We start from the raw sequence: 19,209 nt of genomic DNA on the forward strand, positions 1-19,209 counted from the left end.
AAGCTTCATGGCAATTTTACACCGTATCCATCGACGGGAGTATGCGGCGTGGTTTGTGCAGTATAGCATAAAAACCTTCGCTCTTCTTGGTATTCTTCTTGGGTCTTTTCAACTCGTTCAGGCGCAACAGTGCTCAATTACCATCAACAAAGTAACCGTTTCGGGCTGCTACTTGTTAAGTGGTCAGAGCAAGGCTACCGTAAGTATTGAAGTCGGCTGGTCGAACGCACCATCCAATGACAGTATCGAGGTGACACTCGGTACCGACAAACGGTATATTCGTCCAGGGACGTTTGCCGTAAGTTATCCAGCAACAACCATAAAGGGAAACCAGACTATTGTGACACCTCAAGTGATTGCTTTTGAGGTAAATGCGACTGGAAGTATTTTGCCAATTACGGCCCAATTCACCACTCAAACTTCATGTAGTGCAACCTCAACGGCTCCAATACCAGCCGCTTGTCCACCCTTGGTTTGTAGTGGAAATCAAGCAGGAGGAACGGTGTTTAACGACTATGATGCGGATGGAATAAAAGATGCGGGTGAAATCAATGGTGTGGCAGGAGTGACCGTTATTGCCTACAATTGTGCAGGCGGAATCGCTGCTCAAACCACCACCGATGCTTCAGGGAAATATGTGCTAAGTGTCTCTACATCAGACTATCCGATTCGGGTAGAGTTTGCCAGCCTACCAAGTTATGCAGGCCAAGGAACAATGCACGGGGCAGATAGCCGTACGACTGTGCAGTTTGTGACTGCCCCCGATTGTACGATTGATTTGGGGGTGCTTGATAACAATGATTATTGCCAAACAACTCCCCAAGTAGTGGTACCTTGCTATGTTTATGGAAAGCCAGATGTGGGTAGCTTGAGTGGACAATTGGATGCTTTGGTAGCATTTGACTACGGTACTACTGGTCCCAAAGACATGTCGAAAATAGCGCTTTTGGCCAAGGCCGAAGAAGTGGGTACATTGTGGGGCGTAGCTTATGATAGACACAAACATAAGGTCTATACCTCGGCTACATTGAAACGGCACGCGGGCTTAGGACCACTCGGTTTGGGAGGTATTTATGTGACGGACATGGTGACAAATACGGCGTCTGCCTACGTAGATGTATCACAACCCCCACTAAATATCAATGTGGGTGCTTCCAACGCAGGCGATCCTTGGTTTGGGGTGACCAATGCCACACGAGGACTAAATCCTGACCCTGCCCAACCAAGTGCCGACTCGCTGGCTTTTGAGCTGATTGGCAAAGTGGGAATGGGGGATTTAGAGATGTCAGAAGATGGTAAATCGCTGTATTTCATTAACTTATTTGATAAAAAATTATACCAAATAGATATTAGCGGTGCTTCGCCGAGTTTGCTAGGTTCTTGGGCTATTCCTGACCCTGGATGTACAGGCGGGACATTACGCCCATTTGCCACAAAAGTATATAAAGGCAAAGTATATGTAGGTTCAGTGTGTGATGCCTCTACTTCCACAAAATCAAACCTACGGGGTTTTGTCAATGCCTTTGATGGAACCAATTTTACCCAAGTATTTGATTTTCCATTGACTTATCCTAAGGGCGCGGTTTTGGTAAATAGCACGCCTGCGGTGGTTAATCGAGTAGGTTGGTATCCTTGGACGGACAGTTTTAATACCGTCAACAGCAATACTACCAACGGAGCTTTTATTCGGGTATTATATCCTCAGCCAATGCTTACCGACATTGAATTCGACATTGATGGGTCGATGGTGTTGGCCTTGGGTGATCGTACAGGTTTGCAGTCGGGATATAATAACTACCGTCCTTCTGGAACAGGTGTATATACTGGTTTAGCAGGAGGCGATGTACTAAGAGCTGCATTTACGAATGGTACGTTTATTCTTGAAAATGATGGAAAAGTACCAGGGCTTTCGGGCTCGGGTGTGAACAACAACCAAGGTCCTGGTTTTGGAGAATTTTATAATGACGACTTTTTGGGAGGCAATGGAGCATTAACGCACGCCGAGATTGCATTTGGGGCGTTGGCGCTAAAACCAGGGTCTGGTCAAGTTATTACCACGGCAATGGATCCTATTGACCAAAACCAAACAGGGACAAACTTTTCGGGCGGGATTCGTTATTGGAGTAATACCACTGGGCTCGCCCCAAGCGGTGCTGCCATGGGTTTTGTGTTGTACAATACAAACAATGAGGTGGGTACTTTCGGAAAGTCAACGGGCTTGGGAGACATGGAGATTTTGTGTGAGCTTCCCATGTACCTCGAAATCGGCAACTACGTATGGAATGATGTCAATAAAAACGGGATACAAGACCCTTGTGAAAAAGCCCTGAAAGACATCAACGTGACACTCTACAAAGGCACGACCAAAATAGCCACGACCACAACAGGTACAAACGGGGAGTATTATTTTTCGACAGCCTCTAAATTGGTGAATGGAACGTGGACAGGTACTGGGGCAGATACAACGCTTCTGGCTACGACAGCTTATAAGTTGGTATTTGGCGAAGGCCAACTTGTGGGTGGCAAACTAACGGTATCAGGTTTAGGTCAATTTGACATAACACAAAAAGATGCTACCGCCAGTAATGGTAACGACCAAAACGACAACGATGCGGAAGTAATCAGTGGGGCTTTTTGTATTAACTTCACAACGGGAGCGGCGGGTAGTGTAAACCACACCCTTGATGCTGGCTTTTATTGTACTAACACTTCTTTTGGTTCGAGTTCAATCACAGTGACGGCGCCTAAATGTGCGGTGACAGTTCCTCAAAACGATGGTAAAATCAGCTTGAGTGCAGCTATCTCGCCTTATGATAAATATAGAACCAAAACGGGTACGGGGGCTTGGAGTGGCGATACCACTTACGCCACTGCTACGACGATTGGCAGCACTTTCCCCAAAGATTTGGTGACAGGCATTCCAAACGCGGGTGCAACCTACACCATTCGTTTTTATAATGGCGAATGTTGCTATAAAGACACAACCATCACAGTAGCTCCAGTAGCCTGCTGTATTTTACCCGTTGCCTCAGTGACGCCCAAAATCCAAACCATCTGCGTAGGTGGCACAGCCTCGGCCTTTACAGCTACGCCAAGCACGGGAGTTGATTATAAATGGTACGGCCCACTAGCAAGTACGTCGGAAAGTTTGGGTACTGCCATCAGCGGCGCGACCAACGCTACTTTTACGCCAACGGGCACGGCATTAACAACAGCAGGTACAAAATATTACGCGGTAGTAGTCAATACGACGGGGGACGTGACGTGTGCTGATACTGCGTTTGTTCAATTGGATGTGAGTAAAATAACCGTTCCCGCAGTGACGGCTCTCTGCCACGCCAACGGTACGCCCGAAGATGGCACGGACGATTACATGGCGTTCAGTATTCATGTGTCAGCGACACCGATGAGTGTCAATACATTTACGGTGACGGCCACACAAGCAGGGAATCCATTGGTGGTAACATTATCAAACGGTAGTGCAGCGACTTCGGTGAATTGTGGTTTGAACACGCCACTGCGCACGCCAGCAGGCAGCGCAGGTAAAGGCAATGTGACCTTGACGATTACAGATAATGTGACTGGTTGTACCACAACGGTGGTGGTGACTGACCCAGGTACTTGTGCCGTGACCTGTGTGCAAGGAACTCCAAGCACGGTGACCTACGAGTACGCCACGCAAATGGATATAACAGAGTTGAACGCATTGCCGATTGTGATTCCTAAATTTGATGAACAGGGAGGCACACGGGTGCTACAATCGGTAAAATTGGAATATTTGGTAGGAGGTAAGACGGCATTTGTATTTGAGAACCGCGCGGCGCAGTCACAGTCGTTCAATGCGAAGGCGACATCAGAAGCGACGATTAATTTGAATGGTTCCGACATTGCGACGAACACGTTGGAGATGTTGATACCTCAAACGACCTTGCTAGGTGGTGTTTTAGTGCCCGCGACGGGCAGTTGGGCAGGAGATAGCATTCCAGCAACAATACCAACGCCAACGACATTGGGTCGAATGGAGTCATGGGTAGATGATTATTTGTCGGTATTCAAAGATCCTCGCACAGATGCTCGTTGGGTAACGAATGCGACGGGAGATGCAACAGACGACGATGACATGTACCTTAACCCGATGATAGCAGATTCGGTGAGTGGCACGTTTACCTATAATACAGCACCAGATTTGGCTCCCTTTATCGGCACAGGAAATGTGGCTTTGAGTGCGAGTACGTTATCAGGTCTTAGTTTGACCGGTGGAGGTGGGAACCTACGCTATATCCAGCGAACGCGGGCGTATGCCAGTGCAAAGGTGACTTATACTTATGAATGTATTTTGTGTACCAAACCAGTAGCAGTTGCAACTCCGCAAGCCCAAACGATATGTGTGGGTAGTACAGCAAGTGCTTACTCAGTAACGCCAAGCACGGGGGTTGAGTACAAATGGTACGGTCCATTGGCCGACACGACGAGCAGTTTGGGTACGGCAGTGAGTGGTGCAACGAGCGCGACTTTTACGCCGAGCGGTAGTGTGTTGACAACAGCAGGTACAAAATATTACGCGGTAGTAGTAAATACGACGGTGGATGTGACTTGTGCAGATACAGCTTATGTTCGTTTGGTAGTAAATGCGAAGCCAGTAATCGCCGACAGTAGTGCTACAATATGTGCAGGTGAAAGTATAGATTTGACCTCAAAAATTACGAATTACGCTAGTTATTCAAGTCCAGCCTGGACGGTGGGCACGGCAAGCGGCGCAGCTGTGACGATGCCAACCGCAGTAAGACCTGCAGGCACGACGACGTACGTGTTGGTAACACAAAACGCCGCAGGCTGTAAAGATACGGCAAATGTAGTGGTGACAGTCAATGCCAAACCAAGTGCTGGAAAAGATACGACGTTGGTATGCTCAAACGGCAGCGTACCATCGAGCGTTCAACTAGCGGCGACGCCAGCGGGGGGAACTTGGTCGGCGTTGACAGGAAATCCAGTTTGGGCGACGATTAACAGTTCTGGTTTAGTGAGCATTTCTAATGCAACAGCGCAAGGCCAATCGTATGACTTTATTTATACTTTGAACAATTGCCAGGATACAGTGAAGGTAATAGTTCCAGTATGTGTTCAGCCGAAAGGCTCGATTGGAGACTACGTATGGAAAGACCAAAACAACAACGGCGTTCAAGATTCAGGCGAACCAGCGGTTTCAGGCGTGATAGTTCAATTGTTGAACTCAACGACGAGTACCGTCTTGGCGACTGACACAACAGACGCAAGTGGATTGTACTTGTTCTCGAATTTGAACTCAGGCACTTACCAAGTGAAGATTGTAACTACGAGCTTACCAGCGGGTTGTGTGATTAGCAGCCAGCAAAATTTGGGTGGAGACGATACGAAAGACAGCGATTTCAACCCGACTACAGGTTTGAGTCAGGTCGTGACAATAGATGCTTTGGGTACGGGCATTGCCAAAGACAATCCAACGGTGGATGCAGGATTGGTCGTACCTTGTGTAGAATCAAGCGTGACTTTATCAAACGCACCAGTATGTTCAGCAGATGTACAAACGTACAGCATTAGCTTTACCGTGAACAATAAACTTGGTATTGTGAAAGTGAATAAGGGTGTCATAAGTGGAAATAACCCCTATACCGTAACAGGTATTCCGTCAGGGGCAAATGTAACAATCACTGATAGCTTGAGCACCATCTGTAAATCAGATACGATTATTGTTGGCCCTAACTGTAACTGTAATCCACCAGTGCCAGTATTGTTAGCTCCAAGCATGACCGCTTGTATCGGAGATACCTTCCCGACATTGAAAGCGACGGTGGTAGGTTTGGCGACGGTAGAATGGTTTAGTCAACAAACGGGCGGAACAGTGCTAGCAACGGGTTTAAACTACAAACCAAGTGGCACGGTAACGGCGAACACGATTTTCTACGCCCAAGCGCGTAGTACCGATCCAACCTGTCCAACGGCAGTGAGTACAAGCCGCGTCCCAGCGACGATTAACGCACAAACTTGTATCGACACCATTGATTTAGCGTTAAAGAAGTCGATTGACAAGAAAATTGCGCGAGTAGGGGATATTTTAACCTATACGATTAAAGTTTGGAACGAATCGAACAAAAACGCAACGGGCGTGGAAGTGGTGGACAGTTTAGCAACGACGGTACAGTTTGTGAGCGGCAGCTTTTCACCAAGCCGAGGCAGTGCGACCATTAGTGGTAACGTCATAAAATGGAACATTGGAAACATTGCTGCCAATGGCGATACCGTGACGTTGAGCTACCAAGTGAAAGCGACGCAGGCGGGCGTACATTTGAACACGGCGGAAATCAGCAAGACCAACGAAAAAGACCGCGATAGCACGCCAGGCAACGGCAAAGGCGGTGAAGACGACATTGATCAACAATGCTTCACAGTACCGTTTGACTTATGTCCAAACCAAAAACTTGAAGTGAGCCTGCCAGCTTATTTGACGAACGTGCAGTGGTTCAAAAACGGAGGCACAGCGGCAGTTGCGACGGGGAATGTGGTGTTGTTCTCTGAAATAGGAACCTACACATTCACGGCCACCAACCAGACCTGTCCAGCCAATGGCTGTTGCCCAGTCATCATCGAAGCGGGGGTAAATTGTTGCCCTGTGGATATTTGTGTACCGTTTACCATAAAGAAGAAAAGAAAGTGAATGGGATATTAAGTTGCTCTTAGTATTCTTGAAGGGATAATAAAAGGGGGTGAGGCGTAGCTTTTATCCCCTTTTTTAATGTACTTATTTGAGATTTGGCGCGATTGTTGCAGAATGTTGGCTGCCTTTTATAGATGTAATCCTGCAAAGATGGGATATTAATATTCTAAGATTGTATTAATTCGCTTTGTTAGTATATACTTATTTTTTAATAAAAATCCGTATTGGTATGTGTTTTGCTGAAATAAAAATAGATAACGGAATGATTTTTCACCTACCCTATTTTGTCGCAAATACGCATGAAATTTTTACTTCGCATTCATGGAGGAGACTATGCTAATCGGCTGTTTAGTTTTTGGCTACAGTCGCTGGCTATCATAGGTATATTCCTATGGAGCTCCCAAAAAGCAAACGCCCAAACTTGTTCAGTAGCCATTCGTAAAGTAACGGTATCAGGCTGTTACTTGGTGAACGGCCAAAGCAAAGCCACCGTCAGCGTAGAGGTGGAATGGTCCAATGCCCCCAGTGGTGGTGTGATTACCGTCACAACAGGTTCTCAGTCGAGAACAATTACACCAGGGAGTATTACTGTGGATTACCCTCAAGTCACAGGAGTTATTAGTAGTACTCAAGTGATTGTATCTCCTCAGGTCGTAGCTTTTGAGGTAGATGCCAACGGAGCTACAAATCAAGCGGTAACGGCTAGGTTTAATGCCACTTGTACAGATTCAGATTCATACAATGTACCAGCTTCCTGTGCCATTACTGCTTGTAATGGCAGTAATCTAGGGGGAATTGTCTTCAAAGATTTTAACGATAATGGAATTAAAGAAGCAGGAGAAACAGCAGGAGTTAGTTCAGTGTTAGTGAAGGGAATTGCATGCGATGGAACAGTTTACACAGGAACTACAGATGGGTATGGATATTACTCTCTCCCAGTTCCTGCCAATAAGTACCCAGTCCGAGTTGAGTTTACAAGTGTACCTTCTGTCTATAAACTAGGAATAAATGGTGCAAATTCTCGAACCTCCGTTCAATTTGTCGGAGCCCCTTCTTGTAATGTAAACTTGGGTGTCATCAATCCAATAGATTATTGTTCAGATAACAACCTACGATTATTTGTACCTTGTTTTGTATATGGAGATCCGCTGCCAACTACAGGAGCGACGAGCGCGGACCTGTCGGGAAATGCCGATGCTTTTGTAAGTATTCCTTATGGAGTAACTGCGGGTATTGGAACGACGAATCCTCTTTATTTTGACGAAAGAGTCGTTGCCAAAGCGAAAGATGTTGGAACGGTTTGGGGCCTAGCTTACAACAAATACACCAAACGTATGTTCATGTCAGCCGTGCTAAAACGTCACGCAGGACTTGGGCCACAGGGCTTAGGGGGAATTTATGTTACTAATTATTCGAATCCCGCTTCGCCTGTTGTTACTCCTTTTTTAAACGTTACCACCGATTTGGGGATTAATATAGGGAGTGTGGCATCAAACAGTACAAGGGGGTTAGTTGCTGATAAAACACAACCAAGTCGCGATACTGATGCTTTTAGCAAAATAGGCAAAGTAGGAATGGGAGACTTAGATATCTCAGACGACGGTAATAAGCTTTGGTTTGTCAATTTGTTTAACAAAAAATTATATTCGATTGATATAACACAGTACAACCAAAACGGTACAACAAAACCAACCGCTAGTAACGTTGACTCAGTTGCCATTCCTGCTACTTGTACTGGAGGTGAGTATCGCCCTTGGGCTTTGAAAGTGTATAACGGCAAAGTATATGTAGGAGGGGTTTGTGATGCTCAATCATCTAATAATAAATCAAATTTAAGGGCGAGTGTGTATGAATTCGATGGAACTACGTTCACCCCAATCTTTGATTTCCCACTTACTTATCCCAAAGGATACCCAGCAGCTGCGTCACCCACAATTACAGGGTGGTTTCCATGGACAGATACCTTCGCTACGTTGTTGGATGGCACTCTTTTACGCCATCCAGTACCAATGTTTGTTGATATTGAATTTGATATTGATGGTTCAATGGTGCTTGGTTTTGGAGATCGTACAGGTTGGCAAGGTGGAGACGCTAACTATCGACCAGACAACAGTAGCACAACCCTTTACGAAACCAATTCTCAAGCTGGGGATATTCTCAGGGCGTTTTATGCTAATGGTACATTCGTTCTCGAAAACAATGCAAAAGCAGGGCCTAGCAGCGGATATGGAGTAAATAATAAGCAGGGGCCTGGTTTTGGTGAGTTTTATAACGATGACTGGGTTCAAGAAAATGGAACTACCATTTACCATGCTGAAGAAGCTATTGGTAGTTTAGCTCTCAAACCTGGGTCAGGACAAGTGGTGGTAACGGCGATTGACCCGCAAGATAAACACCCGTATGCTGGTGGTGTTCGTTACATGGCAAATGACTCAGGGAAAGTGATGGGCTTTTATACAGTCTATATCACGCGGGGTCCTGATGTAGGTGGTACAGGGGAACCTGCTCCAATTGCAGGGTCATTTGCCAAAGCAACGGGTTTGGGTGATATAGAATTGAGCTGTGATAACTTAGAAATTCTTGAAATAGGAAACCGAACTTGGCTTGATACCAACAAAGATGGTATTCAGGATGCTTGCGAAAAAGGGTTGAAAGATGTGAGTGTAACGCTTTATAAAGGCAACACCAAAATCGCTACTACGAAAACCGACGCCAACGGCGAGTACTATTTTAGTCGTAAATCGAAACTTACTACAGGAACATGGTCAGCTACTGGAGCCGATACCACTTTATTGCCTAACACTGCCTATCGCCTCGTGTTTGGTACGTCGGGACAAATCACCAATAGCAATGATACATTGAAGCTGGCTGGCCTTGGGAAGTTTTTACTTACGGTCAAAGATGCCACAACGGGTACTGGAAATGACCATAATGATAGCGACGCTGCCAAAGCAAGTGTAACAGGCGAAGGAGGCAGTTTTCCAGTGATTACATTCACAACGGGAACGATAGCTACTACAGATCACACGCTAGATGCAGGCTTTTACTGCGTAGAACCTTACAATTACAAAGCGACCGTTACGCAAGCAACGTGTACGGGCATCACGGCCAATAGCGATGCGAAGATTGAATTGACTGATGTAAAATGTGCGGATAAATACGCTTTCTCGAAAAATTCAGGTGGTAAGTTTACGGGAGTAGCTTATGCTTCGGCAACAGCCTTGACGGGTACAACCATTACGTTGAACAACCTAGCTAACCCTGCCACTGCTGCAGGCGACACGTTCTACGTACGCTTGTATAACGGCTTGTGTTGCTACAAAGACACGACGATTATTTTGCCGTTCAAAGATTGTAGCTGTATCAAACCTGTAGTGACTGCCACGCCAAAAAATCAGGTAATTTGCCAAGGAGGAACAATCGCTTCTTATACTGCGGTCACCCTTCCAAGTGCAGGAATTACTTACCGTTGGTATGGGCCATTGACTGATACGACGGGAACGTTAGGAACAGCAATTAGTGGTCAAACCAACGCAACTTTCACTCCAGCAGGCGGCTTTACGGGAAGAAGATATTATGCCGTAATAGCGACGGGAGTAGCTGCGATATGTTCGGATACTGCCTTTGTTTCATTGACAATCAACGCTCGCCCCGTGGCCAATGCGACGGCCAAGCAGCAAACAATTTGTGTGGGTGATTTACCAGCGGCTTTCGTAGCAACTCCAAGTACGGGTGTGAGTTACCGTTGGTACGGAGCATTGAGCGATACAACAGGTAGCTTAGGAACAGCCATTGGTGGTGCAACAAGTGCAAGCTTTACGCCATCAGGTAGCGCCATTACAACCGTAGGAACAAAGTACTACGCAGTGATTGTGACCAACAACCAAACGTCATGTACCGATACGGCTTTTGTTCGCTTAGTGGTGAACAAAAAACCAACCGCAGGAGCTGACAGCACAGGTACCAACGCGATATGTAACACCGTAGGTACGATCAATTTGCCAGATGCCGCCGCAGGCGAGAGTTGGATTCAATTAGGAACGACCCCAAGTGTAGCGACGATTGGTGCACAAACAGGAGCAGTAACAGGACTGACAAGCATAGGTGTATATCAATTTATCCTTAGAAATCCACAAACGGGTTGCGCTGATACCGTAGCCGTAGAGGTGAAAAATTGCCAGAAAGGTTCGATTGGCGATTATGTATGGAAAGATTTGAACGACAACGGTGTCCAAGATTCGGGCGAACCAGGAGTGAGAGGTGTGATTGTTCAATTGCTAAACTCAACGACCAACGCTGTCTTAGCAACCGATACAACAGACGTGAGTGGTTTGTATGGTTTCAATGGTTTGGAGTCGGGTAGTTACAAAGTAAAAATTGTGTTGAGTAGTTTACCAGATAGCTGTGTCATTAGCAGCAAACAAAACCAAGGCGGAGACGATGCCAAAGATTCGGATTTTAGCCCAACAACGGGAGAAAGCCAAGTGGTAGTAATCAATACTTTGGGAACAGGTTTACAAAAAGACAACCCGACCATCGACGCTGGTTTGTTTACGCCCAAAGGTTCAATTGGGGATTATGTGTGGAAAGATTTGAATGACAACGGCGTTCAAGATTCGGGCGAGCCAGGCGTCAAAGGCGTAATTGTGCAGTTGTTGAATGCAACCACAAGCGCTGTTTTGTCAACCGATACAACAGACGCGGGCGGTTTGTATTCTTTCCCGAACTTGTTGAGCGGAAGCTATCAAGTGAAAATCGTGGTAACAAGCTTGCCAGATAGCTGTTTGATTAGTAGTAAGCAAAATCTAGGTGGCGATGACACGAAAGATTCTGATTTTAGCCCGACGACAGGTTTAAGCCAAGTGGTGACGATTGATGCCAAAGGCACGGGAATCGTCAAAGATAACCCAACCATCGACGCAGGTTTGTTTACGCCCAAAGGTTCAATTGGGGATTATGTGTGGAAAGATTTGAATGACAATGGAATCCAAGACTCGGGTGAGCCAGGCGTCAAAGGCGTAATTGTGCAGTTGTTGAATGCAACCACAAGCGCTGTTTTGTCAACCGATACAACAGACGCGAGCGGTTTGTATTCTTTCCCGAACTTGTTGAGTGGAAGTTACCAAGTGAAAATCGTGGTAACAAGCTTGCCAGATAGCTGCACCATCAGTAGCAAACAAAATCTCGGTGGTGATGATACCAAAGATTCTGATTTTAGCCCGACGACAGGTTTAAGCCAAGTGGTAACAATCACTGCGACAGGTACAGGTTTGGCGAAAGACAATCCAACCATCGATGCTGGTTTGTTTACGCCAAAAGGATCGATTGGTGACTATGTTTGGAAAGACCAAAACGATAACGGTGTTCAAGATGCTGCCGAGCCACCAGTGGCAGGGGTAATCGTTCAATTGTTGCAAGGGACAACAGTTTTGGCAACAGATACCACCGATGCCAATGGCTTGTATTTGTTCCCGAACTTGCTTAGTGGTACGTACCAAGTGAAAATACTAACAGGTAGCTTACCAGCAGGTTGTGTAATTAGTAGCAAAAAAGACCAGGGGGGAGACGATACCAAAGACAGTGATTTTGACCCGACAACAGGTTTGAGTCAATTAGTAACAATCAATGCTTTTGGAACAGGTATTAGCAAAGACAATCCAACAGTGGACGGAGCGTTGTTCTCACCCAAAGGCTCAATTGGCGACTATGTTTGGAAAGATTTGAATGACAATGGCGTACAAGACTCGGGCGAACCAGGGGTAGCAGGAGTGATTGTGCAACTATTGAATTCTACAACGAGTGCTGTGTTGGCAACTGATACAACAAACGCGCAGGGCTTGTACTTGTTCTCTGACCTATCGAGTGGAAGCTACCAAGTGAAAATCGTGGTAACAAGTTTGCCAGATAGCTGCACCATCAGTACAAAGCAAAATCTAGGTGGCGATGACACGAAAGATTCTGACTTTAGTCCAACGACAGGCTTGAGCCAAGTGGTGGTCATTGACGCTTTGGGAACAGGAACGGCCAAGGACAACATGACTATCGACGCTGCCCTTGTTGTGCCATGTATCACTACTTCGTTTACGCTCACAGGGGCACCAGTCTGTTCGGCAGACGTACAAACCTATAGCCTAACCTTTACGGTGACGGGTAAAAATGGCGCAATCAAAGTTGATAAGGGCGTATTGAGTGGAAATAACCCATACACCGTCACGGGTATTCCTTCGGGAGCTAGTGTACGAATTGTAGATACGTTGAGTGCCATTTGCGTCCAAGACACGATTATCACAGGGCCTAACTGTAACTGTAATCCTCCTGTGCCAATTTTGTTGGCACCAAGCTTGACGGTGTGTAAAGGTGATACTTTCCCAACGTTGAAAGCAACTGTTGTAGGACTAGCAACGGTAGAGTGGTTTAGCCAACAAACAGGCGGAACTGTGTTAGCAACGGGCTTAAACTACAAACCAAGTGGCGTAGTAACGGCTAATGCCATATTCTATGCACAGGCCCGTAGTACCGACCCAACGTGTCCAACGGCGGTGAGTACAAGCCGCGTTCCAGCGACAATCAACGCCCAAGACTGTGAAATTGACTTGGCATTGAAGAAATTGATTGACAAAAAGGTGGTACAAATTGGTGATACGCTGACATATACCATTAAAGTATGGAACGAGTCGGTCAACAACGCCTCGGGTGTGTCAGTAACTGACTCGATAGCGAGTACGGTTCAATTTATTGCTGGAAGCTTTATGCCAAGTCGTGGAACTGCAAGCATTTCTGGAAGCGTGATTACATGGAATATCGGAAACATTGCTGCTAACGGCGATACAGTTACGTTGACGTACCGCATCAAGGCAATTCAGGAAGGTATTCACTACAACACCGCTCAGATTTGTGCTGCCAACGAAGGAGACGTTGACTCAACACCTTGTAATAACAACGAGGAAGAAGATGACATCGACCGTCAGTGTTTTACGGTTCCGATTAAGCTTTGTCCAACTGAGCAAATTGAGGTAAGTATTCCAGCCAAATACACGAACGTACAATGGTTTAAAGATGGAGGTACAACGCCAGTGGCCACGGGCAATGCGGTATTGTTAAAAGACGTAGGTAGCTATACCTTCACTGCCACCAACAATACGTGTCCAGCCGAGGGTTGCTGCCCAGTTATCATCGTACCAGGTGAAAACTGCTGCCCAGTTGATTTGTGTATTCCGTTCACGATCAAGCAGACCAAGAAGGCAGGTAAGAAGCTGTAAAAAAAGCAAAGTATAAGTAAAAAAGCCGTTTCAGTCGAAACGGCTTTTTTATTGCACTGGTTAAATAAAATTGCACTATTTTAATATGTTATTGTAAAATAAAATTTGGTTTTAATCCCGTTTTTAGGCCAATTTAACCCTGTTTTAACCCTTTTATGAGCGTTTTTAGAATTTTAAACAGAATATAATTCCGTTTGTATTTATTTTAGGTCGTTCGTCATTGAAAAATACCCTTCGTCATTAACTACTTTCAGGAATGGCAGAAACAGGCAACCTTTGTATCAACAAAAAGCAAAACACAAACAGAATTACAGCCACATACAAATAAATAAAACCATGAAATCGCTTATCACAACCATCGCATTAAGTCTTGTAGGTTTAACCACAGTAGCAGAAGCTCAACCTACCAAAAAATTCACTCAAGCTGAATCTCAGTTATTGGCCACCTTGCCTACTGAAGATACAAACGTTGCCACTTTCGTATCAGCTTCTTCAATGACTCCGCAAATCTTGATTGCATCATTGCCAGTAACTGATGAAAATATCGAAACCCCTGCTCCGCGTATCAGTGGTGCAAAATTGTTGGCCTCTTTACCAACTGTTGATGAAAATCCAGGCTTGCCAATGGTAAAAATCAACTTCGCAAAATTGTTAGCCGCGTTGCCTACCGCAGATGAGTTTACTCAAACAGCGGTATTGATTGACAATCCGTTGAACGTTGAAACAAAAAGTCAAGCAGCGGCAGTTCGTTTGTCGGAAGAATAAGCCAAGCCGCTACACGATTCCAAAAATCAAGATTATAAAAAAAAGCCCTCCTCTGAGCGATTCAGGGAGGGCTTTTTCTTTGGTAAAAACTCCGAATTAGGACGGTTTTATGCGTTGAACCATTGTTTTTCCAGAAATAGCATCGGTACCTTTAAGCTCGATATAAAGCACATTGGGCGACCAAAACGTACCTCCGTCAATGCGGATAAAAACACGACTTAGAACACATTCTCTTTTGTTGATGTCGGTATAAACGTGGTATTTGTTAGCGGCATCTCTGCGCAAATGCAGTGGTAGTTTGGAGTACGCGACCGAGCGAAGCTCATAATGACCGTTACCGCTCGATTTGACATTGATACCGTACGCAAACTTTCGCTGAATAAAGTTGAGTTCTTTGCGCACTCCTCCCTCTGGATAGCGAATCCAGAAAACGTGTACTGGGTCTTCTTCCTCAAACTTTCCGTTCTTGTCCACGTTCAATTCATAACAAATCGTGTTGGTATTGGGGTCGCGTTGAATGTAAAACAACAACCCTGGAATGCCGTTGGGCACGGGAAACGTTTCGGGGTCGGGCAGGGGAGATTCGCCTACCGTACTTTTGGGCGCAACGGCAGAAATTAAAAAAGGAATGGCTGCTAACAAAAAGACAAAAAGGGTTTTTTTCATAATCAAAGTGCTATTGAAGTAAGGCTTCTTCCCACGAAAAAACCTTTCGGTAGCCATTGTGCGCCCCGAACTTCAGTACGTTTTCTACTTTGTCAAAATCACTAGAGAATGGCCCCGAGGCTTCGATTTTAATGGTGGCCATAGCGGCGCCAAATTCTCCTGCTTCTTGTACACTGGTGCCTTTTACCCGTTGGAAAAGATACCCTGCCATGTACGTGTCGCCGCAACCTGTAGCATCGGTTACTTGGGATGGGGTAAACGCAGGAATTTTGTGAAACTTACCCTCAGTATAAATCACCGAGCCATGACTACCCAACGTAATGATGACTTCTTTTACCCCCAAATCAGCCAAGTATTCAGCCCCATCTTTGACACGGTGGTGGCCTGTCAATACTTCCATTTCAAATTCATTGGCTTTTAAAACGCTGATGTACGGCAAAAGTTCTTTCTTATCGGCCCAATCACGATAGCGAACTTTTTTGTTGTCCACATAACGCAAAAACCCCTGAATGTCTAGAGAAACTTGTCCCCGACGTGCCAGTTCTTTCACCAATTCTGCCGAAATGTCGTCAGAAAGAAGCGGTCCTAAATGGAAAATCTGTGCTTCGAGATCGGGGAGGGCAGGTACATCAAAAGGCGTCGCTTTTTGCAAAACGTTTTGCTCGCGGTGGTTTTGGTCAAAGCTGTAGATGTTTTCAAAATAAACGGTGTGCTCGCTCGGTAAAGCAAACACCTCAATACCCGATTTACGAAGCTCGGCTACCACTTTCAATTCTTCCGTAGCCACGGCCGTCACCAGCGCATAGTTGATGTCGGCGTTTTGGAGGGCTTTTGAAAAATAAAATGACGTGCCGCCTGGCATATAGTTGGTTGAGTGGGGAGTTACTACCTTGTCGAGGGTAATGTGCCCGATAGTGCAAATTTCGTACATGGTTGTTAACGATTTCGGTGTCTATGTGTTAAGGGTTGCTTACAACCCGTCTGTGTGCCAAGGGTTGCTTACAACCCGCCAATTACCTCAGGAATCCGCGTAAAGTCATCAATTTCAACGTCAGCTTCAGAACTTATTTCGTTCGTTTCCCAACCTTTGACGTTGAGCCAAATGGTTTGGCAACCAATGGTTTTGGCGGGTAAAATATCTTTACTGTACGAATCACCAATGACGACGCATTCGTGAGCGGTAAAACCCAACTCTTTGACGCCCAAGGCATAAATAGCCGCATCGGGTTTCCGAACTCCCACAACGGCCGACTCAACGATGGCTTGAAAATACCCCGCAATCCCGAAGTCTTGTAAGACCGTGGATAAGTTTCCGTAAAAATTAGAAACCATTACCAAAGGATAGCGGTCGGCCAATTGAGCCAAAACGGGCGCTGCTTGTTGAACAGAGCTTTTGGCAAACTGATAACAATCGTGGGCAATGGCCTTGCCAAGTGAGGCGGGTAGGTCAATGCCTTCGTTGCGTAAAAACAAAAACTGCTGTTCTATCTTCAGTTGTAACGTATCTAAAAAAGTGTGCCGAGGTTCAATAATTGGGTTAATGGCCAAGGCCCTTTCTCCGTAAGAATAGGCTTTCAGAAACACGCCTTCAGGTACACCTGCTTGGTGTTTTTCGTAGCTGTCCCAAAGCACCCTTCCCCAGTGGAGGCCGTTGGTGTCGATGGTGCCTCCGTAATCAAATAGCAATCCTTTTATCATAAGTAAGATTCTGTTAACAGTTATTTGTTAACAGTTAATTGTATTAAATATCAGTGAGTTAGCTAAGTTTTGGGTTTAGCTACTTGTTATTTTATTGCAGACGACTTACTCGACGGGAGCGAGATCTTCTTCTTCCACCACAATCGGGTGTGCTTTTTTAGTTTTAATCATCAATAGTCCAATCCCAATCCAAACCACCTCACGGATGCGCGTTACCAATCCGATGAATACCCCTGCCGTGGCAGGCATACCCACGGCCGTCAGAGCTAGCGCCAAGCCACCTTCGCGGGTGCCGAGTTGCATGGGTAAAAAGAAAATAAGGTTGGCAAACAACGACGACCCAGAACTGATAATCAGCGAATCGACGATGGACATATTGAGCCCAATGGCTTGGCCTGTAAAGTAAATTTCGGCACAACCCACCACGCGAGCTGCAAATTCGAGCCAAAGCGAGGCATGAAACCGAGGACGTCGCTCGGCGTAAAGAATCCGAATTTGGTCGTCGATTTCGTGCAACGTGTCGGCTTTGTTGGCCAACATGCCTTGCACTTTATTACCCACCCAAGGCAAACGTGCCAGTAGGCGAAAAGTACTCACGGTAAAGCCGCGCTTGTAAGCTCGCATAAACCAAAAGCCTAGTATCAGCCCCACCACTAGCATAATTAAACAACCCGTGAGCATCAAAGGGGCAAGCGGGACAAAAGCAAAAATGAGCAAGATAGACGCCAACCAGAAAATCACGTGTGAAAACATGTGCATCAGGCTGTAGAGCAGCACCGACGAACTTGCTTTTTGGAGTCCTAACGTAGGCTTCAATTCCATAATGCGGTAAGGTTCACCGCCCAACGCCACAAAAGGCGTGATGTAATTAATCACATAGCCCGTAATGGTGAGCCGCAAAACTGACCCAAATGGTAGATTGCTTTGGGGCAAATTGGGCTCTTGAATGATGGCTTTGAACGCCAACGCATTGAGGATATAAATCACCAACCAACTGCCAATGACGGGTACAAACCACCAGCCTGTTTTTTGGATATTTTCCCAAATAACCGCAATACCCAAGCCATGCACCATATACATCAGCGTACCGATGCCAATGGCCATGAACAGGATTTTGTAGGTAGCAGCGTTGATTTTCACGTTAGGCGGTTAGTTTTTGGTAAAAATGGCGGCTCACTTTTTCCTGACTTACGCACATGTAAATCAAAATGGGGTTAAGCACGAAAATGTCGAAGAGAAAGTAAATCCACGCTTGGTCGATGAAGAGCCACAAAAACAAGAACAGCACGCGGGTGTTGAACTGGATGATGTTGGTATATTTCATCAACGGTTTGTTCATCGCCCGAAAATCGGTGATAAGCCATTCGGGAAGGCCGTTTTGGAAACGCTCGCGCACCACACCCAATAATTTTTGAAGGTTAGGTGAAAATCCTTCTTGTAATTTGGTGTAATTGAGGTAGCTACGTGCAATGAGTTTTAAGAAAAAATGATTGCCCCACGAAAGTTTTTCATAGTCTTTCTGCAAATCGCGGCTGTTGTCTAGCTCACTTCCTGATGTGCCTTTGATAAAAAACAAATGCACGTTTCGGTAATAATCAGCCATAGCAGACTGTACCACGTGCGATAAACCAGCCACCACACCAGGCACCCAAATCAACGCACTCCAGCCTTCGTTTTGGCTGCGCAAACAGATAGCGACGTGAATGGCAATAAACCAAAAGTCACCCGCAAGTCCGTCCAAAATACGTCCCAAACGGCTTTTATTGTTGGTCAATCGGGCCAATTGCCCGTCGGCACTGTCGAGGGAGTTGGCAAATACCAACGATAACATTCCAATGACGTTGATCCACAATTCTTGGTAATAAAAGAGAATCCCCGCCGCTACGCCAAAGAAAATACTGATAATGGTGACTGCGTTGGGCGTAATGCCGATTTTGGCACAAAAAAGGGCAATTTGGTAACCTATGGGGCGGTAAAACCAAATATCAATTCGTTCTTCGGTGTCGCTGGATTTGAGCGAACTTTGAAACGCACTTGCCTGAGGGGCTTGGGTATCTTTTGTCAATGTCTCCATTCGTTATCGTTAGTATGGGTAATGGTTAAAATATATCAACGAGCAACTGGTAAGAG

General features: G+C 45.8%; 8 protein-coding genes. 3 read left to right on the forward strand and 5 right to left on the reverse strand.

What is annotated here, in order from left to right:
* Positions 1-7 precede the first annotated feature (7 nt).
* The 3 genes from AC23P2_RS08810 to AC23P2_RS08820 all read left to right on the forward strand — a co-directional run bounded on the left by AC23P2_RS08810 (position 8) and on the right by AC23P2_RS08820 (position 14,715).
* Positions 8-6,691, forward strand: coding sequence for an SdrD B-like domain-containing protein (locus tag AC23P2_RS08810; RefSeq protein ID WP_487772849.1), 6,684 nt, complete (start codon positions 8-10; stop codon positions 6,689-6,691).
* A gap of 299 nt (positions 6,692-6,990) precedes the next feature.
* The gene (locus AC23P2_RS08815) at positions 6,991-13,950 is read left to right on the forward strand and encodes an SdrD B-like domain-containing protein (protein ID WP_487772850.1); all 6,960 of its coding nucleotides are present in this window, start codon (positions 6,991-6,993) and stop codon (positions 13,948-13,950) included.
* A 336-nt stretch (positions 13,951-14,286) separates the two neighbouring features.
* A complete protein-coding gene (locus AC23P2_RS08820; RefSeq protein ID WP_487772851.1) occupies positions 14,287-14,715 on the forward strand; it encodes a hypothetical protein in 429 nt (142 codons plus the stop codon).
* Positions 14,716-14,811: 96 nt separating this feature from the next.
* Here AC23P2_RS08820 and AC23P2_RS08825 read toward each other — a convergent pair whose 3' ends face one another.
* From AC23P2_RS08825 to AC23P2_RS08845, 5 genes are all read right to left on the reverse strand, one after another.
* Positions 14,812-15,381: a DUF4833 domain-containing protein gene (locus AC23P2_RS08825; RefSeq protein ID WP_487772852.1), complete on the reverse strand. Its 570-nt coding sequence runs from the start codon at positions 15,379-15,381 to the stop codon at positions 14,812-14,814.
* A 10-nt stretch (positions 15,382-15,391) separates the two neighbouring features.
* Entirely contained in the window at positions 15,392-16,312 is a 921-nt protein-coding gene (locus AC23P2_RS08830) for a PfkB family carbohydrate kinase (RefSeq protein WP_487772853.1), read from the reverse strand.
* A gap of 68 nt (positions 16,313-16,380) precedes the next feature.
* Positions 16,381-17,079, reverse strand: coding sequence for an HAD family hydrolase (locus AC23P2_RS08835; RefSeq protein WP_487772854.1), 699 nt, complete (start codon positions 17,077-17,079; stop codon positions 16,381-16,383).
* A gap of 105 nt (positions 17,080-17,184) precedes the next feature.
* On the reverse strand, positions 17,185-18,219 hold the full coding sequence (locus AC23P2_RS08840) for a lysylphosphatidylglycerol synthase transmembrane domain-containing protein (RefSeq protein WP_487772855.1): 1,035 nt from the start codon (positions 18,217-18,219) through the stop codon (positions 17,185-17,187).
* A gap of 1 nt (position 18,220) precedes the next feature.
* Positions 18,221-19,153, reverse strand: a complete 933-nt coding sequence (locus AC23P2_RS08845) for a CDP-alcohol phosphatidyltransferase family protein (RefSeq protein ID WP_487772856.1) — start codon at positions 19,151-19,153, stop codon at positions 18,221-18,223.
* Positions 19,154-19,209: the final 56 nt, after the last annotated feature.

The organism is Runella sp. R0.1_18 (assembly GCF_057652155.1).

Coding starts and splice junctions, on each gene's coding strand:
- AC23P2_RS08810 (WP_487772849.1), top strand. CDS start 8: ATGGCAATTTTACACCGTATCCATCGACGGGAGTATGCGGCGTGGTTT.
- AC23P2_RS08815 (WP_487772850.1), top strand. CDS start 6,991: ATGAAATTTTTACTTCGCATTCATGGAGGAGACTATGCTAATCGGCTG.
- AC23P2_RS08820 (WP_487772851.1), top strand. CDS start 14,287: ATGAAATCGCTTATCACAACCATCGCATTAAGTCTTGTAGGTTTAACC.
- AC23P2_RS08825 (WP_487772852.1), bottom strand. CDS start 15,381: ATGAAAAAAACCCTTTTTGTCTTTTTGTTAGCAGCCATTCCTTTTTTA.
- AC23P2_RS08830 (WP_487772853.1), bottom strand. CDS start 16,312: ATGTACGAAATTTGCACTATCGGGCACATTACCCTCGACAAGGTAGTA.
- AC23P2_RS08835 (WP_487772854.1), bottom strand. CDS start 17,079: ATGATAAAAGGATTGCTATTTGATTACGGAGGCACCATCGACACCAAC.
- AC23P2_RS08845 (WP_487772856.1), bottom strand. CDS start 19,153: ATGGAGACATTGACAAAAGATACCCAAGCCCCTCAGGCAAGTGCGTTT.